This window comes from Mycobacterium sp. NPDC051804 (assembly GCF_044452905.1).
GTDB lineage: Bacteria > Actinomycetota > Actinomycetes > Mycobacteriales > Mycobacteriaceae > Mycobacterium.
The window spans coordinates 312,485-335,907 of the sequence record NZ_JBITCD010000003.1; the positions used below are offsets into that span (position 1 = coordinate 312,485).

At 62.2% G+C, this 23,423-nt stretch carries 7 protein-coding genes; 5 read left to right on the top strand and 2 right to left on the bottom strand.

The window, feature by feature from the left end; translation table 11 throughout:
- The first annotated feature begins 59 nt into the window (after positions 1 to 59).
- On the top strand, positions 60 to 17,603 hold the full coding sequence (locus tag ACIA48_RS12625) for a BTAD domain-containing putative transcriptional regulator (protein ID WP_396732768.1): 17,544 nt from the start codon (positions 60 to 62) through the stop codon (positions 17,601 to 17,603).
- An 86-nt stretch (positions 17,604 to 17,689) separates the two neighbouring features.
- On the opposite strand, the gene ACIA48_RS12630 is transcribed toward ACIA48_RS12625, so the two are convergent.
- A complete protein-coding gene (locus ACIA48_RS12630) occupies positions 17,690 to 18,976 on the bottom strand; it encodes an HNH endonuclease signature motif containing protein (protein ID WP_396731410.1) in 1,287 nt (428 codons plus the stop codon).
- A 132-nt stretch (positions 18,977 to 19,108) separates the two neighbouring features.
- Between ACIA48_RS12630 and ACIA48_RS12635 the strand changes: the two genes are divergently transcribed.
- Genes ACIA48_RS12635 through ACIA48_RS12645 form a run of 3 tightly spaced genes read left to right on the top strand, consistent with a single transcriptional unit; the run spans position 19,109 to position 21,359 of the window.
- Entirely contained in the window at positions 19,109 to 19,897 is a 789-nt protein-coding gene (locus ACIA48_RS12635) for an ArsR/SmtB family transcription factor (protein WP_396731413.1), read from the top strand.
- The gene (locus ACIA48_RS12640; protein WP_396731416.1) at positions 19,894 to 20,640 is read left to right on the top strand and encodes a DUF899 family protein; all 747 of its coding nucleotides are present in this window, start codon (positions 19,894 to 19,896) and stop codon (positions 20,638 to 20,640) included. The genes ACIA48_RS12635 and ACIA48_RS12640 overlap by 4 nt, the downstream gene beginning before the upstream one ends.
- Positions 20,637 to 21,359, top strand: a complete 723-nt coding sequence (locus ACIA48_RS12645; protein ID WP_396731418.1) for a DUF899 domain-containing protein — start codon at positions 20,637 to 20,639, stop codon at positions 21,357 to 21,359. The genes ACIA48_RS12640 and ACIA48_RS12645 overlap by 4 nt, the downstream gene beginning before the upstream one ends.
- Here ACIA48_RS12645 and ACIA48_RS12650 read toward each other — a convergent pair.
- The gene (locus tag ACIA48_RS12650; RefSeq protein ID WP_396731421.1) at positions 21,356 to 22,003 is read right to left on the bottom strand and encodes an MBL fold metallo-hydrolase; all 648 of its coding nucleotides are present in this window, start codon (positions 22,001 to 22,003) and stop codon (positions 21,356 to 21,358) included. The genes ACIA48_RS12645 and ACIA48_RS12650 overlap by 4 nt on opposite strands.
- Before the next feature lie 142 nt (positions 22,004 to 22,145).
- On the opposite strand from ACIA48_RS12650, the gene ACIA48_RS12655 reads away from it, so the two are divergent.
- On the top strand, positions 22,146 to 23,423 hold the full coding sequence (locus ACIA48_RS12655) for a nucleotide disphospho-sugar-binding domain-containing protein (RefSeq protein WP_396731424.1): 1,278 nt from the start codon (positions 22,146 to 22,148) through the stop codon (positions 23,421 to 23,423).

Here is a 23,423-nt window from a genome sequence, read left to right on the forward strand (position 1 = left end):
TCCGGCAGTACGGCCTGCCGGTGGCTATCCCTGGCGCCAAACCGCGAGCCATCCTCACCATGCTCGGGCTATACAGCGGTTCGGCCGTCTCGGCAGACATGCTCGTCGAGCTCCTCTGGGGAGACGAGCCGCCGCGCACTGCCGCCAAGGCATTGCAGACCCACATCTCGGCGCTTCGTCGGACCCTCGGCGACGGCTTCGTACTGACCGAGGGGACAGGCTGGACCGTCCGCACATCCAAGATCGACGCCACCCGGTACAAGGCCGCCGCTCGACTGGCCCGCGACGCCATCGTCGCGGGAGACGTCGGCCAGGCGGTGGCACGGTTCGACGAGGCGCTGAGCCTTTGGCGCGGCACACCCGAACTACCGGATAGTGCGCGAGGGACCTCCGAAAAAACGCGCTGGATCGAGGGGCATGACGCTCTGGTAGAAGACCGCGCTGACGCACTGCTGGCGACCGGCCGCGCCGCAGAGATCATCGGAGAGCTGGAGGCCGCCGTCGCCGACGCGCCACTTCGTGAGAGGCGCTGGGGTCAGCTGATGCTCGCGCTTTACCGGGCAGGTAGGCAAGGGGAGGCGCTCGGCGCATTTCAGCGCGCACGTTCACTGCTCGCCGAGGAGTTGGGTGTCGATCCCGGCCCGGACCTTCGCCGTCTCGAAGCGGCGATCGTCGCGCAGGACGATGCGCTAGAATTACCTGTCGCGCAACAACTCTCGGCCGTGACGCGCGCCGTGACCTTCCTGCTCACCGACATCGAAGGCTCAACTGCCGCTTGGGAGGCCGACGCGGACGCAATGGCGGTGGCGTTGGCGCGGCACGACGAGCTGGTCGAACAGGTCGTCACGTCGCGAGGCGGACGGCTTGTCAAGACTCGTGGCGAAGGCGATGCGACGTTCTCGGTCTTCGACAGGCCTTCCGGAGCGGCCGCGGCGGCGATAGAGCTGCAGGAAGCGATCCGACACGAGCCATGGGCCCTGGCGAACCCCATGCGCATTCGTGTGGCGCTGCACACCGGCGAGGTAGAGCTTCGCGGCGGGGACTACTTCGGCCGCGCGGTCAACCGTGCGGCGCGACTGCGGTCGTTGGCGCTCGGCGGCCAGATCCTCTGCTCGGGCGCGACGGCCGAACTCGTCATCGACACTTTGTCCGACGACGTCCTCCTCGTGGATCTGGGTTCACGTCAGCTGAAAAACCTCGCCCGCCCAGAGCACGTTTTCGAGCTGCGCTTGGAAGCCGCGGAATCGCCGGCAGCGCCCACCACCGAGGCACCCCCGATCGAGCGACCCGAATTGCCCGCTGTGCTGGCAGGAACCGGGCCGTTCGTCGGGCGCGCAACCGAACTCGAACGACTGCTGTCCGCGTGGGAATCCACGATGGAAGCTGGTGCCCGTGCCGTCCTGATCGCGGGTGAACCAGGCGTCGGCAAGACGCGTCTGGCCGGCGAATGGTCACGGCAGGCCTTCGAGCTAGGCGCCGTCGTCATCTACGGGCGGTGCGACGAAGACCTTGGCGTTCCATACCAGCCGTTCGCGGAAGCACTGCGGTCCTTGGTGCCGTGCCTGGGCGCCGATCGCCTACGCGGGCTGAGGGGTGTCGAGTCGCTGCTATCTATGGTCCCGGGTTTGACCGATGCGTTACCGGATCTAGTTGGGCCCGCTCGTGCTGATGCAGACTCCGACCGGTATGCGCTTTTCGATGCCGTTGTTGCACTGTTGGCGGTGGCCTCGGCGAGTGCACCGGTGGTGCTCATTCTTGATGACCTCCACTGGGCTGCCAAACCGACGCTGCTGCTGCTACGGCACCTCCTGCGATTCGGTGAGCACACACGCGTGCAGATCGTCGGTACGTACCGCAGCACGGACCTGGACCGCTCGCACCCATTGGCGGCGATGCTTGCCGACCTGCACCGCGACGGGACCGCGCATCGGTTACAACTCGACGGTCTCGACGAAGACGACGTCACGGCGTACGTCACCGAAGCGGGCTATGACGACGAAGAGCTGGCAAGAGCGCTGGCAGCAGTGACGGGCGGCAATCCGTTCTTTCTCATCGAAGCCTTGCGCCATGTGGATGAGAGCGGTGGCCGGTGGGATCCGAGCACTCTGCCACAAGGTGTTCGGGAAGCGGTGAGCCGCAGGCTTTCTCGACTACCAGCGCAAACGAACAAGGCGCTTGCAGCGGCGGCGGTGGTCGGTAGCCGGTTTGCGGTCGACCTGGTTGAGCGTGTGGTCGACCAAGATCTCATCGATGCGTTCGACGACGCATGCACAGCAGGAATCATCATCGAGGAGCCGGGCGGTCGATATCGATTCAACCACGCCCTCGTGCGGCAGTCGCTACTCGCCGAGCTTGCGTCCGTACGTCGCATGCGACTGCATCAGCGCATCGCTGTGACACTCGAGAACGAACCGGGCGCCGACGATGAGTTGCTGTCCGACTTGGCGTACCACTACTTCGAATGCGCCTGGGCGGGTAACGCAGCCAAGGCGGTCGATTACTGCCGCCGTGCCGCCGATCAGGCGATGACACGCCTGGCCTATGAAGGCGCGGCCGATCTTTACGACAGGGCGCTGCACGCACTGGAGGAGCTCGACGACGAGCTACCTGACCGAGAGGATCAGCAGGCAGAGCTGCTGGTCGCGCGGTGTGAGGCACTTCTCGCCGCCGGTGACGTGGTCTCAGCCAGCGGCGCAGTTGAGCAATTGCTGCAGGCCGCAGGCGATTCCGCCCGGCTTGCGGCATGGGGCGCCTGCTTTGACGGCGAGGTCTCGATGCTCACCAACCCCGAGCGGCTGGACGAGATCGAATCCGCTGTCGCTGCGGCCGCTGAGGAACTGGCCGGGCTGGACGACGCGGCGGGGGAGGCCAAAGCTCACACCGTGCGGGCGTTATGTCTGGGGCGCCTTGGGAGAATCGCGGATTGCGAAACCGCTCTGGATCAGGCATTGACTGCTGCGCGGCGCGCTGGCGACCACCGGCGTGTCAACGCCGTACTCGCGACCGCGCCGCTGGCGGCCCTGTGGGGGCCGAATCCGGTTCCGCGTGCCGGTGGGCGGTGTCTCGATGTTGTTCGACTGCTTCGTATCACGACGGGATCGCCGGTTGTGGAGGCCACGTCGACGCGATGCCAGGGAGTGCTGGATGCTTTCCGCGGCCGTGCTGCCGCGGGCCGCCAACTTATCGACTCCGCCAGGCGTTCACTCACTGAACTGGGGATGCGGCACGCACTGCTCGAGGTCGAGCAATTTGCAGGACTCGTGGAGTTGGTCGCCGACGATCCTGTGGCCGCCGAGCCCCACCTGAGACGCGCCTACCACGGTTTTCGCCGGATGGGCCTCGACGCGGACTCTGCCGAGACCGCCGCTATGTTGGCGCGTGCCTGTCTTGCACTCGATAGAGATGGCGAAGCCGACGAATTGTGCACGGAAAGTGAGCGACTCGCAGGCCACGCGTCGAAGGCGGCGATTGCCTGGCGAATTGTTCGGGCACAACTCCTTTCGCGTAAGCGCGCCCATCACGAGGCTCGCCGGGTGGCCGAGGAAGCTATTGCCCTCGCGGAGCGCACAGATGCGTTGGTCGACCACGGTGACGCTTGTCTGGCGCTGGCGAGCGTGCTGGCTGCAGCAGGTAACACAGCGGAAGCGCGTGCGGCTGCTGAACACGCGCTCGAACTGTACGACCGCAAAGGTGCTGCGGCACTTGCAGAAAAGGCACGAGGCCTGCTTGTCATTAAGCAACCGGAACCGCCTGCCAAACCCGAAGGGCCGACCGTCGAGTTGGAAAACGCCTGCGTCCGGGTAATGCATCAAGCGGATGCCGCTTTCGACCGCGGAGCATGGGACGAGTGCGAACAGTTCTTCGCCCCTGACGTCTTGGTTGAGAGTCGCCGTAAGGTGGTCGGCTTTATGCCCGGCGATCTTCGGCGGGGAGACTGGCCGCAAGTTGCCAGACATCTTCGCGAAGGCTGGTCCTGGCACCGAGCGACGGTTATCGCTCTCCGAGGCGAGCGTTTGGCGCTCGCTCGAATCGAACTCGGAACCGATGACCCGAGCCTCGGCGCGCCGCACGAGGAATTCCTCGGGCTGTGGGGCCTCGACGAAGACGGTCGAATCGCGTTACAAGTGTTCTTCGACATCGACGACACGGAAGCCGCGGTCGCGGAACTTGATGCCCGACATCGGGCAATTGAATCTGAACCCGGGGAACCGGACACCGCGTGTGTGCGTGTGGCTCGGCGGCTTGACGCCGCTTACGACCGCAATGCGTGGGACGAGCTCGAGCAGCACATCTCACCCGTTATTTTCTGCGAGAGCCGCCGGAAGGTGGTTCGATTCGGCCCCCTTGAGTGGACCAGAAGCGAATGGCTAGCCGAGGCAAAACATTACCGCGAAACGTTGGCCGAAGTACGGTACCGCCATGTCATCCTCGCCGTGCGGGGTGAGCGCTTAGCTCTCACCTCGTTCAGTGTCGGACCGACTGATGAGACCCCTGGAGCGCCGCGAGATGAACTGGTCCAGCTATACGGCCTCGACGAAGAGGGCCGACTTGCGCTGCAGATGTGGTTTGACGTCGAAGACATGGACGCAGCGATCGCTGAGTTGGACGCCGCGTACACGCGGCTCGAAGGTCGAGTTCCGCCGCCAACACTCGAGAACGCTGCGAGCCGAGTAGATAAGCGCTTTCAAGAGTGCTTCATTGCTCAAGATTGGGACGCGTTGACCTCGATGCTGTCAAGCGGCACAGTCGCTGAAGATCGCCGTCGAGTCGTGAACGCCGGAAGCTTAGATCGACGAGATTTCGAACTCACCGTCCGTGCATACGCCGCCGTTGAATCCCAGACTCTGACGTCGACGGTCATTGCAACCCGCGGGCAGCGCCTCGCTATGAGTCATCACCGATTCTCGGGACGAGACCACCGGCCCGACGCGTTCAGCACCGAAATGCTTGTCGTCATCGAGATAGACGCCGACGAGCGGATGGCCGCAATCGTCACGTTCGACCTCGACGAATTCGACGCTGCCATCGAGGAACTCGACGCCCGGTACATCGCCGGCGAAGCCGCCGAATACGAACAGACGTGGTCCAAGGTCGCTGAAGCGTACGCAAGGCTGAACCGGCGGGAGCTGCCGGCGACAACGCGTGGTTGGTTCAATACTGACCATCGACGGCTCGCGCCAGTCGAGGCCGGCCAATTAGCCGCGTTCGTACGGGATGCCCAAGATCAATGGGGCGTCATCTATATCGAGAGGGTGCATCGGCTCAGCGATCTGGGGGCGGTCGTCAGTCGAGCGATTGATGCGACGTCGCACGACGGGTTCGACGCAGAGTGGCGCGAGATCGATTTATTGACGTTTGAGGGCAACAGAATCAGCCGCCTTGAACTCTTCGATGCCTCGGATCTCGAGGGTGCTATCGCTAAATTCGACAGCCTCAGCCAACCGGCGCACAACATTGAAAATCGGGCGAGCCGAGTGGGCGATCGTTACTTCACGCATTTTGCCGACCGCGACTGGGACGCGCTTGCGGGCGTCGTGGCCGAAGACATTCTCAATGACGATCGCCGGAGTGTCGTGAACACAGGAATCCGGTGCGGGCGAGATAACGATGTCGAAAATATGCGTACTGCTGCGGATCTCGGATTCGTGCATATCACCTCAGATGTGCTTGCGACACGCGGAGAACGGCTTGTTCTCGCGCGTGTCTCAGGCCATGACGGCGGACGCGAAACGTTTGTCAACTCGATGCTCGCTGTCGTCGAAATCGACTCAGACGATCGGATCGCGGTCATCATCACCTTCGACCTAAGTGATCTTGACGCTGCGACCACCGAACTCGATGCCCGCTACCTCGCAGGCGAGGCCGCACTGCACGGGCACGCATGGTCGGTCGCCGCGGGCGTCTTCGCTGCGCTCAACCGTCACGAATTGCCGGCTGCAACGCCGGAATGGGTGAGCATCGATCACCGGCGAGGGACGCCACTAGCCGAAACCGATCTCAAGGGACTCGTCACCAACCTCAACGAGCTCACGCCGGACCTCACCAACTACATAGAGGTAGTGCATCTTCTGCGCGACCACGGAGCCGTTATCACCCAGGTGTCTCGTGGGACGTCCCCCGAAGGCTTCGACGCCGAATGGCGAATGGTCAACCTCTTGACGATCGACGGCGACGCGGTCAATCGCTGTGAATTGTTCGACGAGGACGATGTCGACGTCGCCGTTGCGAGACTCGACGCGCTGGTACGACCGGAGACGAAGCTGGATAATCTCGCGAACCGAGTGGTGGAGCAGTATCTGTCGCACTTCGCGACTCGCTCTTGGGATGTCATGGCCCAAGCAGTGGGCGATGACTTCACAGGCGACGACCGCCGACGCGTCGTTAACGGGGGTGTGCGGCACGGTCGAGAAAGCGAAATCGCGAGCTTGAAAGCCATGGCCGAAATCGGCTGCTCAAACATCACGTCCACGCCGCTTGCAGTCCGCGGCAAGCGTCTCGTGCTGGCTCGGCACACTTTCGATGCACCCGATTGGCCCGAGTTGGATGTCGAGACAGTCGATGTTGTCGAGGTGAACGACGACGGGCAGATCGTGGCTGAAATCGCTTTCGATGCGGATGATCTCGATGCGGCCTCGGCTGAGCTCGACGCCCGATACCTCGCTGGAGAAGCAGCGTCGAACGCGACGACGTGGTCGGTAGTCACCCGAGCCTATACCGAGGCAAACAACAAGAAGCAGCTCATGCTTTCACCGGATGCTGTCACGGTGGATCACCGGCGGGGCAGAGCGTTCTCACCCGGTGAGATGGCCGAATATATGTATGCCACCTGGAATCTCGCACCTGACGTCTGTGCCTACATCGAGGTCGTACACCGGCTGAGTCAGTTCGGGACCGTCGTCACCCACGTGGCGCGTGGAGCCTCACAGCAAGGGTTCGAAGCCGAGTGGCGGGAGCTCATTCTCGCGACGGTCGATGCCGACCTGATTGATCGCTGCGAGATGTTCGACGAGGCCGACCTCGATGCCGCGCTGGCGCGTTTCGATGAGCTCAGTCGTCCGGCACGACAGCTGGAGAACGACGCAGTCCGAGTGGGTGACCGCCTTCGGGCGTTGTTCGAAGCCCGCGATTGGACTGCACTTGCAGAGCTGTATGCAGATGACGTAGCCGGCGACGATCGCCGCCGTGTCATCGGTGGCGGGGCCCGCAGCGGCAAGGACACCGAGATCGTAAATATGCGTGCGATGGCGGAACTCAACGCGCCACGTATTCATGCGACCGTGCTTGCGGTTCGCGGACAACGGCTCGCCCTTTTTCAAGATTTCGTCATGGACGACGAGGAACTGGTCGAGGCATCGTTCCTCGGTGTCTTCGAAATCAACGCCGACAACCGGATCGTCGGAGTCGTTGGGTTCGACGACGAGGATATCGACGCCGCCTACGAAGAACTCGATAAGCGTTACCTCGCAGGCGAAGCCGCGGCGAATCCGCACGTGTGGTCGGTTGTCTCGGGGGCCTACGCAGCGGTCAACAGGCATGAACTCCCGCCGTGGACCGCCGATGCGGTAAGCATCGATCACCGGAGTGCGATAGCTCTTTCGCCCGGTGACCTGGCCTCCTACATTCACGCCATGTGGGGTCAAACACCGAATGTCAGAGTCGACGTCGTCGCCGTTCATCGGTTGACGAGATTCGGCGCGCTCGTCACGCACGTCGCGACCGGAACCACGGAGCAGGGGTTCGAGGGCGAATGGCGAGAGATCACCCTCTCAATTGTCGAAGGCGACCGCATAACTCGGAGCGAGATGTTCGATGAGGCAGACCTCGACGCCGCCCTCGCGAAATTTGACGAACTTAACCGGCCGAAGCAACTGTTCGAAAACGCGGCGAGTCGAATCTACGACAGTGTCCAGGAATACAACGCGGAGCGTAATTGGGATGCCGTGGCGAGCTTGCTGGCCGAAGACCTACTCGTCGACGATCGCCGACCGATGATGGGTGCCGGCATCCGACACGGTCGAGATGCCGCAATCTCCGACATGCGGACGACTGCCGAACTGGGCCTCACGCATGTGACGTCAGACATACTTGCCATCCGAGGCGAGCGCCTCCTACTGGTACGAAGCCACTATTTCCGCTCGGACGACGAATCCGACGACTTCGTGAACGAAGTGATTTCTCTCTATGAACTCAATGCCGATGACCAGGTGGCGGTTAGCGTCATTTTCAACCCGGATGAGATAGATATCGCCATAGAGGAACTCGAAACTCGCTATCTTGCGGGCGAAGGCGCCGCATACGCGCACACGTGGGCCAGCATCACTCGGAATGTCGCAGCGTTCAATCGGGGTGAGCGGTCCACGACAACCCCTGACTGGATCACCATCGATCACCGCAGTGTGACGCGCTTCGCTCCCGGAGAATTGTCTGCGGCTGTTAACGAATCCGCCGACCCGACAACGGAATTCCGAGCCCGCAACATCGCGGTACATCGGCTCTGCGCTCGCGGCGCTGTCGTGACAACTGTGTCGCAGGGGACCTCACCGCAGGGCTTTGAAGCCGAGTGGAAGGTGATTCAGATCCTGACAGTCGACGGCGATTTCATCAACCGTTGCGAGCTTTTCGACGAAACAGATCTCGATGCCGCGCTCGTGAGATTCGACGAAATCGCCCAGCCCGCAGAGCGGCTCGATAACACGGCGAGCCGAGTAGAGGCGCGCGCCCAGGCGTGCATCGCAGCAGGGGACTGGGATGCGCTGACAGGCGTTCTGGCGGGCGACGTCTCGATTGATGACCGTCGTCGCGTCGTCAATGCCGGTCTGCGGCGTGGTCGCGATGCCGTTGTCGAGGACCTGCGGGTTGGTGCCGAGATAGGTCTGACGCAGATCACGCCAACCGCGATCGCGACGCGAGGCGAGAATCTGACGCTCCGTCGTATCCGCTATTCAGGTGGCGAACAGCGACCTGAGGTCGGTGTGATCGACTTGGTTCAAATCGTCGAAATCGACGCGGAAGAACAGATCGTGGTGCTGGTTTTGTTCGACGCCGACGACCTCGAGCGCGCCCTCGCGGAGTTGGACGCCCGTTACATCGCAGGCGAAGCCGCCGCGCACGCACGGACGTGGTCGCAGATCAAAGATGATTGCGATGCTCTCAACCAACAGCAACTTCCTACGCGGCCGGACTTCGTGTTTGTCGACCGGCGGCGAGTCGCAAGTATTGGCGCGGCCGACGTAGAGGAATTCTTCCAGGCGGCGTGGGAACTCACGCCGGACATGACGACCTTTGTTGAAAGCGTGCATCGATTGAGCGATGTGGGTGCGGTCGTCAGTCAAGTGGCGCATGGGACTTCCCGCGATGGGTTTTACGCCGAGTGGCGGGTAATCAACCTGTACAAGGTCGATGGTGATCACCTGAGTCGCTGCGAGGTTTTCGACGAAACCGATATCGATGCGGCACTCGCGCGGTTCGATGAACTCACTCCTGCGAGATCCCTCCTCGCCAATACGGCAAGCCGAGTAGCTGATCGGTTCTGGTCGCGCTATGAGGTCCGCGATTGGGACTCGATGAAAGAAACACTGTGCGACGACGTCGCCACTGACGATCGTCGTTCGGTTGTGAGGTTCGACGCGGAACAACAGGGCGTCGATGCCGTCGTTCAGATCATGCGCGCGGCGCCCGACGTCGGCATACCGCAGGTGACGCAAACCGTTATCGCCACACGCGGCGAGCGCCTCGCCCTCGTTCACACCCGCTTCTCGGGCCGTGAGCCGCAGACCGAACCGTTCTATTCTGAATTGCTCTACGTGTTCGAGGTGAACTCCGACAACAAGATCGCGGCATTCGTCCTGATGGATGTTGATGCCGTCGACGCCGCACGCGAGGAGCTCGACAAGCGTTACCTAACAGGTGACGCTGCACCCCACGCACACACGTTCTCGCTGATCGCAGAGGCATTCGCTGCTGTCAACCGACGCGAACTGCCCACAACAGCAGCAGAGTTCGTAAGCCTCGATCACCGGCGACCAGTTGCGTTCGCGCCAGGTGAGATGATGGTCTTCCTCCAGGCCACCTTTAACGACGCACCTGAAATTCGTATCGACATCGATACGGTGCACCGACTCAGCAACTGCGGCGCGGTCGTCTCGCACACGTTGCGCAACACCTCACCACAGGGGTTCGACGCCGAGTGGCGGGTGATCGGCGTTTCGATGGTCGAGGGCGGCGTGATCAATCGTTGTGAGCTGTTCGACGAGGCGGACCTCGACGCCGCGCTGACGCGGTTCGGTGAACTGAGCCATCCGGTACGCATGCTGGAAAACGCGGCGAGCCAGGTAGTTCAGCGCTTCAACAGCTGTTTCGCGGAGCGCGATTGGCCCGCAATGGCGGAGATTCTTGCAGACAACATTTTCGACGACGATCGTCGACGTGTGGTGAACGCCGGTACGTTGCGCGGCAGGGCTGATGTGATCGGCGATGTGTCGGCACTCGCCAACATCGGGGCTCGGAATATCACGTCGGAACTGATTGCAACCCGCGGCGCGCGTCTTGTCCTTAACCGTGCGAGGTACTCCGGCCGTGAAGAGCGTCCGGAGTCGTTCCACATTGACGCCCTGGACATCGTTGGGGTTAACGCCGAGAACCAGATCGTGACACACATCGCGTTCGATCCCGACGATATCGACGCAGCCTTCGCCGAACTCGATGCCCGCTACCTCGCCGACGAAGCGGCGCCTTACGCGGATACCTGGACAGTCATCACACAGGCGTATGCCGCGCTCAACCGTCACGAGCTGCCCCCGGCTGTTTCGGACTTGGTCCACGACGATCACCACCGACTCCCGCTGTGGAAAGGCGACTTGGCGGCCAACATGCGTGCCGCGTGGGAAGGCATGCCCGACTGGCACATTCAAATAGTGGCCGTGCACCGGCTGACCGACGTCGGGGTAGTAGTGACGTGTATCGCCGATGGAAAGTCGCAACAGGGCTTCGGCGCCGAGGTGTCCGGCATCGCGATGTTGACGGTCCAAGGCGGACAGATCAATCGTTTCGAGTACTTCGACGATGCCGATCTCGACACGGCGATGGCGAGGTTCGAGGAACTAAGCCGCCCGATGCCGCGACTGGGGAATGCGGCTAGCCGGGTGTACGAACGCCGCAATGCCTACTTCGCGGCCCGCGATTGGGCTGCACTTGCGGAGACGCTCGCCGACGACGTATTCAGCGACGACCGTCGCCGGGTTGTGAACACCGGCGCGACCCGTGGGCGGGATGCTCAAATGGCGAATAACCGGGCGGCCGCCGATGTTGGGGTCACAACCATAACGTCGACCGTCCTTGCCACTCGCGGTGAGCGCCTCGCACTCAGTCAGAGCCGAATCTCCGGACGGGACCGGGGTCCAGAGGCTTTCCAACTTGAGTTGCTTGGGGTTGTCGAAATCGATGCCGACGAGCGGATGGTGGCATACATCGCGTTCGAGGTGGACGACCTCGGCGCAGCTCTTGCAGAACTCGACGCGCGGTATCTCGCCGGTGAAGCCGCGGTTCACTCACGAACATGGTCAGTCATCAAAGATGGTTACGCGGCGCTCAACCGTCATGAAATTCCACCGACGACGCCGAATTGGGTGAATGTCGACCACCGACGCGGAGGCAGCGCATTCGCATCCGGCGAGATGGCGACATATATTCGCTCCTCCTGGGAGGATTCACCGCAGAATAAGATCCACGTCGAGACGGTGCATCGGCTGAACGATCTCGGGGCCGTCGTCACCACCACGACGCGCGGGGTCTCGGTCACGGGCTTTTACGCCGAGTGGCGAGAGGTCGGTCTGGTGACCGTCGACGGGGAGAAGCTCGACCGCACTGAGCTATTCGACGAGTCCGACCTCGATGCCGCGCTCACAAAGTTCGACGAACTGAGCCGCCCAGCGAGGGTTTTGGAGAACGCAGCCGGCCGCATAGTCAAGCGAGCGCGCTCATATTTCGCGGTTGGTGATTGGGACGGCATGCGCGCCACTCTTGCGGAGGACTTCACCCTTGACGATCGCCGACGCACCGTAAACGGCGGGATGCGTCATGGCGGGGGTTCCATGATCAGTGATGCCCGCATAGCAGCCGATGTCGGCCTCACAGGTGTCGCTTACGAGGTCATGGCTGTGCGAGGAATGCGGCTGATCTTGACTCGGACGCGATATTCGGAGAAGGAGGGAGACACCGAGGCCTTTTTTGGCGAGGTACTCGAGGTCATCGAGATCGACGATGCCGGCAAAGTCTCCAACATTGTCACGTTCGACCCTGACGACATCGACGCGGCCTTCGCGGAACTCGACGCACGATACGCCGCCGGCGAAGCGGCGCCATATGCGCACACGTGGAACGTCATCGCAGACACCCACTCCGCATACAACCGGGATGGGAGTGTTCCCAACGAAAATTGGACAGGGATCGACCACCGGAAGGGTTACCCGGCGGAAAAACTTAGCGAGACGATCCGGATCGCTAGAGACCTCACTCCAGACTTCAGCATCTATATCGAGTGTGTGCATCGCCTGAGCGATCGCGGAGCGGTCATCGCAAACAAATCGTTCGCGACCGGGGAAAAGGGATTCGCCGCTGAGTGGCGAATGATTCAGCTAATGACAGTTGATGGCGACCGTGTCCTACGCTTGGAGATTTTCGACGAGGACGACCTCGACGCCGCGCTCGCGCGGTTCGACGAACTAAGCCGACCTGCGCAGCAACTGAGAAACACTGCGAGCGAGGTGAATCAACGCCTGTGGTCGTTGTATGAAACTCACGAATGGGACGCCATAGCAGGCCTTCTCGCCGAAGATATCGTTACCGAAGACCGTCGCGCGGTTGTCAACGCGGGCATCCAACATGGCCGAGATGTCGAACTGGTCAACATGCGTACCCTTGCTGAGATCGGGGCGAAGGTCACCTCAACGGCCATTGCCACGCGCGGACAGCGCCTCGTTCTCACCCTCGTCTGTACACGGAATCGAGATCTCCAGCGAGGCGAATTGTCCGCGGAGATGCTCGACATGATTGAGGTCGACAAAGACCATCAAATCGTGCGCGGAGTCCTCTTCGAAACCGAAGACATTGACGCCGCGTTCGCGGAACTTGACACGCGATATCTCGCCGGCGAGGCGGCGACTCATTCACAGACATGGACGGCTGTCACGCAGATATTCGACGCCATCGGGCGCCGCGAACTACCTGCGACGAGCCAAGACTGGGTACACGTTGACCATCGCCCAGCTGCGGCTCTCGAGACGAACGATTCGACGACGTTTCTTAGCGCCGTGCTGGAACAATTCTCGAGCCTCTCGATTCGTATCGAAGCCGTTCATAGGCTGACCGAGCTCGGAGCCGTGATTACTCATTCCTCTCATGGGACGTCCAAAGACGGCTTTGACGCCGAGTGGCGCATGATCGACTTGCTAACGGTCGAGAGGGGACTGGTCAAACGTGGTGAAGTCTTTGACGACACCGACCTCGACGCGGCGCTCGCCAAGTTCGATGCGCTAAATCTCCCGCCACGGCGACTGGAGAACGCCGCGACGCGCGCGGAATCGCGCTGTCAGAAATCGTTCGCCATGCGCGACTGGGACGCTATGGCCACCATGATGGCTCCGAATCTGGTCGGCGACGACCGTCGGCGTGATCTGGCATCTGGCGTGCGCCACGGCCGAGAAGCCGAGATCGAAAATCTACGGGCGTGGGCCGGTGTCGGGATCGAGCAGATGACGTCGGAGACGATGGCGATTCGCGGGGAGCATCTCGTCCTGAGTCGCACCCGATTGTCCGGTCGCAATTATGGGCCGGACGGATTCCACACCGACCTGCTTCGAATCGTCGAGACCAACGCCGACGAGCGAATCGTCGCGCGAGTCGTGTTCGACCCAGATGACGTCGACGCGGCCTTCGCCGAACTCGACGCACGATACGCCGCCGACGAAGCGGCGCCGCACGCACAGACATGGTCCGTGCTCGCACCGATTCCAGCTGCGTTCAATCGGCGGGAGCTTCCCGCGACGACACCAGACTGCATCAACATCGACCATCGGCGCGGAACAGCCTTCAGTCCTGGCGAACTGACCGCCTACGTACGCGCCACGTGGGACATGTCACCCGAGGCGCACGTCAACATTGAATCCGTCCAACGGTTGAGCGGTTTCGGGGCGGTCGTCACTCATGCCGCACACGCGGTTTCCCAGGACGGTTTCGCCGCCGAATGGCGAGTGGTGAATCTCTATGGTGTGACTGGCGATCGCATCAGTCGCTGCGAGATCTTCGACGAAGATGAACTGGACGCGGCGCTTGCCAGGTTCGATGAACTCAGCAGACCATCGCCAGCACTCGAGAATTCGGCGAGCCGAGTAGCCACGCGCTTCCGAGCATCTTTCGCAGCCCGAGACTGGGATGCGATGGCCAAGATGCTGGCCGGAGACCTGTACAACGAGGATCGCAGGCCAGTCGTGAACGCCGGGATTCGGCACGGTCGAGACTCGATGCTGGAAGATATGCGGTCTGCCGCTGACATCGGCGTTCCAGAACTCTTGTCCACCGACATCGCGACCCGTGGGGAACGCCTCGTTCTGGTTCGTGCGCAAGCGCCTTACGGTGTGCGACCCGAGGCGTTCTACGTCGACAACCTTGCGATAGCCGAGATCGACGGCGATGGGTTAGTTACAGCTCAGGTAGTGTTCGGCGTCGACGAATTTGCCGCGGCCCTGGTGGAACTGGACGCACGCTATGCCGCCGGAGAGGCTTCCGCGCACTCGCATACATGGTCGGCCATCGCAGAGGCCTATGCCGCCTTCAACCGGCGCGAGATGCCCCAGACGACGCCGGACTGGGTGAGTATCGATCACCGGCGAGCGGGGCGTGCGTTCGCGCCCGGCGACCAGACGTCATACATTCAAGCCACCTGGGAAGTCGCCCCGCGGGTTCATAGTTTCGCGTCGACCGTGCATCGGCTGAACGATCTCGGCGCCGTCGTCACCCAGGTGACGAGTGGAACATCGCACCAGGGCTTTGACGTCGAATGGCAGGACATCGTCATCCTGACCGTCGATGGCGCCTTGCTCAGTCGCTGCGAGGTCTTCGACGAAGCAGATCTCGACACGGCGCTCGCCACGTTTGACGAACTCACCGCGCCCCCTACTCGCGTCGAGAACGCGGCAACGCGAATCTGGGAGCGGCTTGCCGACGCATTCAATAGCCGCGATGTGGAAACCTATCTCGACCTCACCGCACCGGATGGCCATTTTGTAGATCGGCGCAAGGGCCTGCGCGACTCCCATGAAGGGGTAATGCGTCGGCGAGTCATCGAGACACTGTTCGAGTATCCACGATTGTGGCGGATGAGTGTCGAGCATATTGCCGTTCGCGGGTCACGTATGTGCCTGAGTCGTCAAACGTTTCGCGATCACGGCGACGTCGCCCGGCCGATCACCGTTGAAGTCCTGGCAGTGACAGACAGCGCCGGTGGTGACGTCGTGTATGACTTCGCGCTCTTCGATCCTGATGACATCGATGCCGCGTTCGAGGAACTCGAATCCCGATACGTGGCGGGCGAGGCCGCCGTTCATGCAGGCGCATGGTCCGTCATCGCGTCGACGTATGGCGCATTCAACCGACGTGAACTGCTCCCGACAAGAATGGCTCGTGTACACGTCGACCATCGATCGCTCGACACGTTAGGCCCGAGCAATCTGGCTGAATCTGTCCGCGCCTCGTGGAATCTCGTACCTGACATCGTCCTGTATGTCGAGATTGTCCATCGACTCAGCAGTTTCGGTGCTCTTGTGACCATCAGGTCTCACGGAACCTCGCACGATGGCTTCGATGCTGAGTGGCGAATGATTCAGATACTCATGATCGAAGGTGACCGGGTCGATCGCCTGGAGATCTTTGGCGAAACAGACCTCGACGCCGCGATCACCAGATTCGACGAACTGAGTGTGTCGGCACCACAACTTGCGAACGCCGCGACCCAAAACTTCGCGCTGATCGCGGATGCGTTCAATCGCCGTGATCTAAAGGCTTTCCTTGATGCGGTCTCGGCGGATGCACGCTACGAGGATCGGCGCAAAGGTCTCCGCAACGAGGGGCGGGTCGATGCCAACCTTGTACACGCGATGCTGTCGGAGGCGGCTGACGGCTGGCGGCTGACGATCGATCCGATTGCCGTCCGGGGTCATCGATTGGCGCTGAGCCGCTACACCTACCGCGATGCGAATGAGGCCGAGTGTCCGGTTGAGCTCGAAGCATTGGTCCTTACCGAGGTTACCGACGATCAATTGGCTGATCTCTCGATCGTTTTCGACCCCGACGACATCGACTCCGCATTCGCAGAATTGGACACCCAGTACGGCGCAGGCGAAGGGGCAGCGCAAGCGCATACCTGGGCACTCATTGTGCAGAACTACGCCACGTTCAATCGGCATGAGATGCCCGCGCAGACGCCGGACTGGACCAACATTGACCACCGGCGAGCAACGGCATTCGCGCCCGGTGACCTCACCGAGTACATCCACGCGGCGTGGAGCGTCACTCCGGACACCAAGGCCTATGTACAGAGGGTGCATCGGCTGGACAGCCATGGAGCGGTTCTCACCGCGTTGACGTATGGCACGTCACCACAGGGATTCCATGCGGAGTGGCAGGACATCCATCTTGCGACATTCGAGGGCGATCTGTGCAACCGCTTCGAGCTCTTCGACGAGACAGCGCTTAACGCCGCGCTGTCCAGATACGACGAACTCACCTCTGCGACAACGCAGCTCGAGAATGCGGCGACTCGCAATACTGCCTTGATTGTCGACGCGTTCAATCGCCGCGACTTGGATGGGGTTCTCTCGGCCTGGGATATGAACGCACGATACGACGATCGGCGGAAAGGCCTGCGTGACGCAGGTCAGATGGACCGGGACTACGCAACACACCTGCTGTTCGACGCACCGACAAGTTGGCAGATGGAATTCGAGCCTATAGCAATCAGGGGCCGGCACCTGGCGCTAACTCGACTCATCTGGCGTGATACCGCTGAGGCCGACAGAGCAGTCACAGTCGAGATGTCCAGTGTGGTAGCGGTCGCGGACAGTGAATTGCTCTATCATGCGACACTTTTCGACCCCAACGACGTCGACGCGGCCTTCGCCGAATTGGACACCCGCTGGATCGCCTTGGGCGAGGTCGAGCATCCCGATGTAATTCGTGCCACGAGCCGGCTTTTCGAAGCGACCAATCGCCATGACTGGGAAGCGCTCGCGGCGATTCAGGCCGGTGCCAAGTACATAAATCACCGCCAGTTGGCGACGGGGGAGGACATCGGTGACCACTGGTTCTCGCTGCGGACGATGGCGTCGCTAATCCCTGATATGCGCGTACTGGTTGCCGAAATTCCCGCTAGTTCGGCACGCGGTGTTGTCACCGACATCGTCGTGACCGGGACGACGGCCGAGGGCACCGCGATAGAGCTGCCCGCAGTGATCGTGCTTCTCTTCGACGGCGACCGTCTCACGCACATGGAGGCGTTCGATTCAGACCGGCGACCACAGGCGCTCGCTCGTTTCCAAGCGCTAGACAGCTAGGGCCGCGCGATTATCACGGAGTGAAGAAACGCATATCCGTGATGCTCCAACCCTATTGAGTCTCCGACAAAACCGACGATGAGCGGCTAGTTGTTGGTTGGTGGTTTGGGTTCGTAGGGGTCGTACCACTTCCATTGGGCGCGTTCGCCGATGGGGCCGCGGTAGGGCGGTGCGTCGGGTGGGGGTCGGTTGGGTGGTCGCGCGAGCGATGCTGAGGTGAGCGTGCGTCCGCGGGTGTCGGTGACGGTGATGTTGGGTGCGGGTCCGGTGACGGTGATCTCGCCGCGGTGGTGTGCGCGGTGGTGGTAGGGGCACAGCAGCACGAGGTTGTCGAGTTCGGTGTGCCCGCCGTCTTCCCAATGCTGGATGTGGTGGGCGTGCAGTCCGCGGGTGGCCGCACAGCCGGGCACCGCGCACGTGGGGTGGCGGTATTCCAGGGCGCGACGCAGCCGCCGGCTGATGGTGCGGGTGGTGCGTCCGGCGCCGAGGGGTTGGCCGTCACGTTCGAACCACACCTCACACGTCGCATCACAGGTCAGGTATTGGCGATCAGACGGCGAGAGCAGCGGCCCCAAATGTAGCTGCGCGATCTGGTCTTTGAGATCGAGGTGCACCACGACGGTGGTGTGTTGGCCGTGCGGGCGGCGCGCCACATCGGCGTCGGCGCCGGATTCGACGAGCGCCATGAACGCCGAACCTTTGGTGGGAAACGGCGGCCGATGCTGCGGCAGCAGGTCACCGTCTTCGTGGTCGCGTTTCCATTGGGCGATCGCGGCATCGAGTTGGGAGGCCACGGCGGCGTCGAACGTCGCGGCATCGAGGTGCGACAGTTTGATCTTCCAGTAGACGTACTGGTCGTCGCTGTGGGTTTTGGCGAGTTGGGGCGGCAGTTCGGGCTCGGGTTTGGGTGCGGGGTCGGGTTCGCGGTAGGGGTCGGGTTCGGGTGGCAGGGGTGGTTCGAGTTTGAGGGCGGTGTTGAGTTGGCTGACGGTGGCGACTTCGGCCAGTTTGGCGTAGTGCTCATCGGATCCGGTGGCGGCTTTCTTGGCGATGGTCCCGACCTGGTCCAATGACAGCCGGCCTTCGCGCATCCCTTGGACACAGCGCGGAAACTCCGGCAGCCGGTGCGCGATCGCGGCAATCGTGTTGGCGGTGGTCGTCGAGGAGCCGGTCTTCCAGCCGACCAGCGCCGACATCGAGCGACACCCGGTGATGCCCAACATTCTGCCGTGGTCCATCTCCGCAACGACCTCGACGATGCGGGCATCGATGGCGTTGCGTTGACCCATCAACTCGCCCAGTTCCTCGAAACACTCCGCCAGCCGGTCCTTCGGACCCATCACCGGAGCGTCGGTCAATGGGACAGCGGCCATGACCCCATCAAAACAGAAGGGTCCGACAAATCCTGGGCTGCTGGCGGAGGGCCGCACACGCTTCTGACCATTGACATGCAGCCGGTGGACTGCCTATGGTAGACATGCAGCCAGGCAGCTGCATAAACGCAGATGACACAAACAGACGAGGTATTTAGGGCGCTGGCCGATCCCAGTCGGCGACTGCTGCTCGACAGCCTCAACTCCCGCAATGGGCAGAGCCTGCGCGACCTGTGCGCGGAACTGTCCATGGCGCGGCAGTCGGTCAGCAAGCACCTGGCGGTGCTCGAGGCAGCCAACCTGATCACCACGGTGTGGCGGGGCAGGGAAAAGCTGCACTACCTCAACGCAGAACCGATCAACGCGATCGCCGACCGCTGGATCAACCAATACGACCGTGCGCGAGTGCAGACACTCGCCGATCTGAAGATTGCATTGGAGGCAGAACCGATGAGCGACAGCGCCGCATTCGTCTACACCACCTACATCCGCACTACGCCGGAACGGCTGTGGCAGGCAATCACCGATCCCGCGTTCTCAAACCGGTATATGGGGCACGCGTTGGTGTCGGATTTCCAGAAGGGCTCCTCGTATGTGTGGTCCGACTGCACGGGCCTCGAAATCGAGGACCCCGAGCAGCAGGTGATCCTCGAGTCCGATCCGTACCGCAGGCTTGCTTTCACCTTCCACACGTTCGTGCCGGAGCTCACGGAGTTGGGCCTCGACGGGGACGTCGTGAAGAAGGCCGCGGCGGAAAGGCGATCCAAGGTTTCGTTTGACATCGAGCCGGTCGACGACGGTCAGGTGAAGCTGACGGTCGTGCACGACGACTTCCCATCGGAAAGCACTGTGCGCGAGCTTATCTCAGGCGGCTGGCCGTGGAAGCTGTCGAATCTCAAGACAGCATTGGAAGAGTCGTGACAGGCCAGCCCGACATAGTCGACCACGCAACGTGGCAGGCGCAGATCGACGCGCTACGAGTCCGTGAAAAGGCACACACCCGCGAAGGCGACGCGATAGCTGCCGCCCGTCGCCGGCTCCCCATGGTAGAGATCGACGGCGGAACTCCACTGGTCGGCGCACAGGGCGCCACCACGTTGCTCGATGCTTTCGAAGGCCGCTCTCAGCTGATCGCCTACTACTTCATGTGGCACACAGGGCATTCCGCCGCCGAACAGTGCGAAGGCTGCACATGGTGCACCACCAGCGTCCAAGAGCTGTCGTATCTGCACTCGCGCGACATCACCTACGCGGTGCTGTGCCAGGGGCCGTACGACGAGAGCCGCCGATACCGCGACTTCATGGGCTGGGAAATGCCCTGGTACTCCGCACAGAAATCCCTGGACGCATTGCTTGTCGGTCGGCAGCAAGGCCTCATGCATCTCGTGTCGTACCTGCGCGACGGCGACCGCGTGTTCGAGACCTACTGGACCAACTACCGCGGCGTGGAGTCCATGGACTACAGCCTCGCGCTGATGGATCTCACCGTTTATGGACGTCAGGAGGAGTGGGAGGAATCGCCGAGCGGCTGGCCCATATACCCGCTCGGCGATGATCTGCAGCCAATGCGTTCAGACGGCCGTCCCATTGCGCAGTGGTCTCGACTGCAGGACGGGCGGTCCGATGATCTGACGTTGACGCAAGAAGGGAGTGACGCGAAGTGAAGACACCACCGATTGTGTCGGCAGGGGAGTGGGACGCCGCCCTGGCCGAGATGCTCACCAAGGAAAAAGAGGTTCAGCGGGCCCGTGACGCACTGGCCGCACAGAGGCGTCGCATGCCGTGGACTGCCGTTGAAAAGGACTATGTCTTCGACGGACCCGACGGCAAGCTGAGCCTGCTCGATCTGTTCGACGGCCGTCGCCAGCTGATCGTCTATCGCGCGTTCATTGAACCCGGCACGGGCAGTGACGATGTTCCCGGGCATCCGGGCTGGCCCGACCACGGTTGCGTGGGTTGCTCGTTGATGGCCGACCACGTTCCCAACCTGGCCCACCTCAATGCCCGCGATACCACCTTCGTCTATGTTTCTCGCGCAACGCAATCCGACCTCGAGCGGATGAAGTCGAAGATGGGGTGGCGGCACCCGTGGTACACGATCACAGACGACTTCGACAAGGACTTCGGCGTCGACCTGTGGCACGGCACCAACGCGTTCATCCGCGACGAGAACGACCGAATCTTCCGCACTTACATGATCTCCGGTCGCGGCGACGAGGTGTTCGTCGCCACCTGGAACCTGCTCGATATGACCGCGCTTGGCCGACAGGAGAATTGGGAAGACTCACCCGAGGGCTATCCGCAGACCCCGCCCTACGAGTGGTGGCGCTGGAACGACACGTACGCGGAGCAGGGTAGCGGCCATAGCGGGTGCTGCCACTAGGGCTTCACGCTCGCCAGTGCCTGGTCGACAATCTCCGACCACCGTGCCGCATTGACGGTTTCGACCGCCGTCTCGCCTGCGAAAGCACTTGAGATCACGATGTCGGGCTCGACCGAACCCAGCAGTTTGACGCTGTCGCGCATCGCCGCCGCGTCGCCCCTGCCGGGCACCACGAACGTCGACCAGGTGCCGTCGCCGGCGGGAAATATGGTGTCGCCGGTGAACAGATACCGGACGCCGCCCGTGCCCGTCACGAGGTAGCAGGTGCTCCCCGGCGAATGCCCTGGCGTCGGAAGCACTTCCACCTCGTTGACATCGACGTGTCGCACCGATTCCAGCAGTACGTCGACGCGACCGTGTTCGCTGATCTCCTTCAGTTCGGCTGCCGGAGCGTGTAACTGACGGCCGAAATGCTCGGCAATGCGCACCAAATTCGGGCCGGCTTCGTCGAGATGCGACAGATACTGGGCGCTGACCCCTCCCAATTCATCGATGGCATCGAAATCGACATCGCTGGCCGGACTGTAGAACAGCACATTGCCGGCTGACCGCGCCCACAGGTAGGCATGGGTGGTCAGACCAGGGAACGGTGAATCCATGCGGGTTTGATAGAGATCGTCATTGATCTTCGTCAAGGTAGCCATGACTCCACCCTGCTTCCTCAACCATTGTTGAGGTCAAGCGTGAATAGGTCGGAGGTTAGATTTCGCCGCTGGCGGCAACAGAGTACGTAGCCGACGGCTCTCCGCGGCTGAATCGAGTCGCTTCAGAACGAAGGGTGCCATTTTGGGTCGGATCGTCGTTGCCGCCAGCTCGCTGTCCGGCCATGTGCTTCCGATGATGCATATCGGCTCCTACCTGCGGCAAAGCGACCACGACGTCGTTGTCGTATCCGCACCGGAATTCCGGGACGACGTCGAGCGCGCTGGTCTGCGACTGGTATCTCTCGGCCCGGCGGCTCGGGTCCGCCCGCCGTCACACTCACCGCGTATCCCGATGCCAAATCTTCTGCGCCGCTTGATACTTGGACTCGCAGAATTGGAGTCGACGTTCGTATCACCGCTGGCAGCCCAGTTCGAGACGCTCGAGCAGGTGCTTTCCGAGGATTCAGTCGACGTCATATTCGCTGATCTGACGTTCACCGGCGTCTTGCCTCTGTTACTCAGAGAAGGGCCCCGACCAGCGGTGTTTGTGGTCGGAGTCGGTCCAGTCACCCTATCGAGTGCCGACACTCCGCCGTTCGGGATGGCGTGGGCGCCCCGGCCGGGCATGGACTACGACGGCGTCCACCGGGTGGTTCAGGGCGTCCTGTTGCGCGGTGTGCAGAAGTCTTTGAACCGGGCCCTCGACGCGCTTGGTGCACGACCGTCACCCGTCAGCCTGGTCGACTGGCCGCGGTTGGCCGATCGACTGGTCCAGCTGACGGTACCGGCCTTCGAGTACCCACGTCGGGACATACCCGAGAGCGTCGACTTCGTCGGGCCGGTGCTCCCCGGCGACGTCGAGACGTTCAACCCACCCGACTGGTGGCCCGAGGTTGTCACCGCGCGCACCGTCGTGCACGTGACGCAGGGGACCTTCGACAACCACGATCACAGCCGCCTGATCGGCGCGACAGTCGCAGCGCTCGATGGGACGGACACCGTCGTCGTCGCGACGACCGGTCGAGCGTTCGAACCCATCACGCTGCCACCCAACGTCTTTGTCGCCGAGTGGCTGCCCTATCACGCGCTTCTACCGCACGTCGATGTCATGGTGACCAACGGCGGTTATGGCGGCGTGCAGCATGCGTTGCGCTATGGAATTCCGTTGATCGTCGCAGGCGAGACGTCGGACAAGGCCGAGGTAGCCGCCCGCGTCGCGTACACAGGAGTTGGCGTCAATCTAGGCACTAACACGCCTTCGCCCGCGCAAATCAATTCCGCCATCGACGTCGTGCTCGCGCGGACCGGATATCGCGCTGCAGCCGAGCGCATCGGCGCCGACATCGCCGCGTCGCAGCCGCTGGACAGCATCGGCCAGTTGGTCAGCGATGTGATGCACACACCCACAGTTCACACCTGA

Bases quoted from the DNA above. Each gene is read 5' to 3' on its own strand.
- ACIA48_RS12625 (WP_396732768.1), top strand. From the start codon at position 60: ATGCTCGGGCTATACAGCGGTTCGGCCGTCTCGGCAGACATGCTCGTC.
- ACIA48_RS12630 (WP_396731410.1), bottom strand. From the start codon at position 18,976: ATGGCCGCTGTCCCATTGACCGACGCTCCGGTGATGGGTCCGAAGGAC.
- ACIA48_RS12635 (WP_396731413.1), top strand. From the start codon at position 19,109: ATGACACAAACAGACGAGGTATTTAGGGCGCTGGCCGATCCCAGTCGG.
- ACIA48_RS12650 (WP_396731421.1), bottom strand. From the start codon at position 22,003: ATGGCTACCTTGACGAAGATCAATGACGATCTCTATCAAACCCGCATG.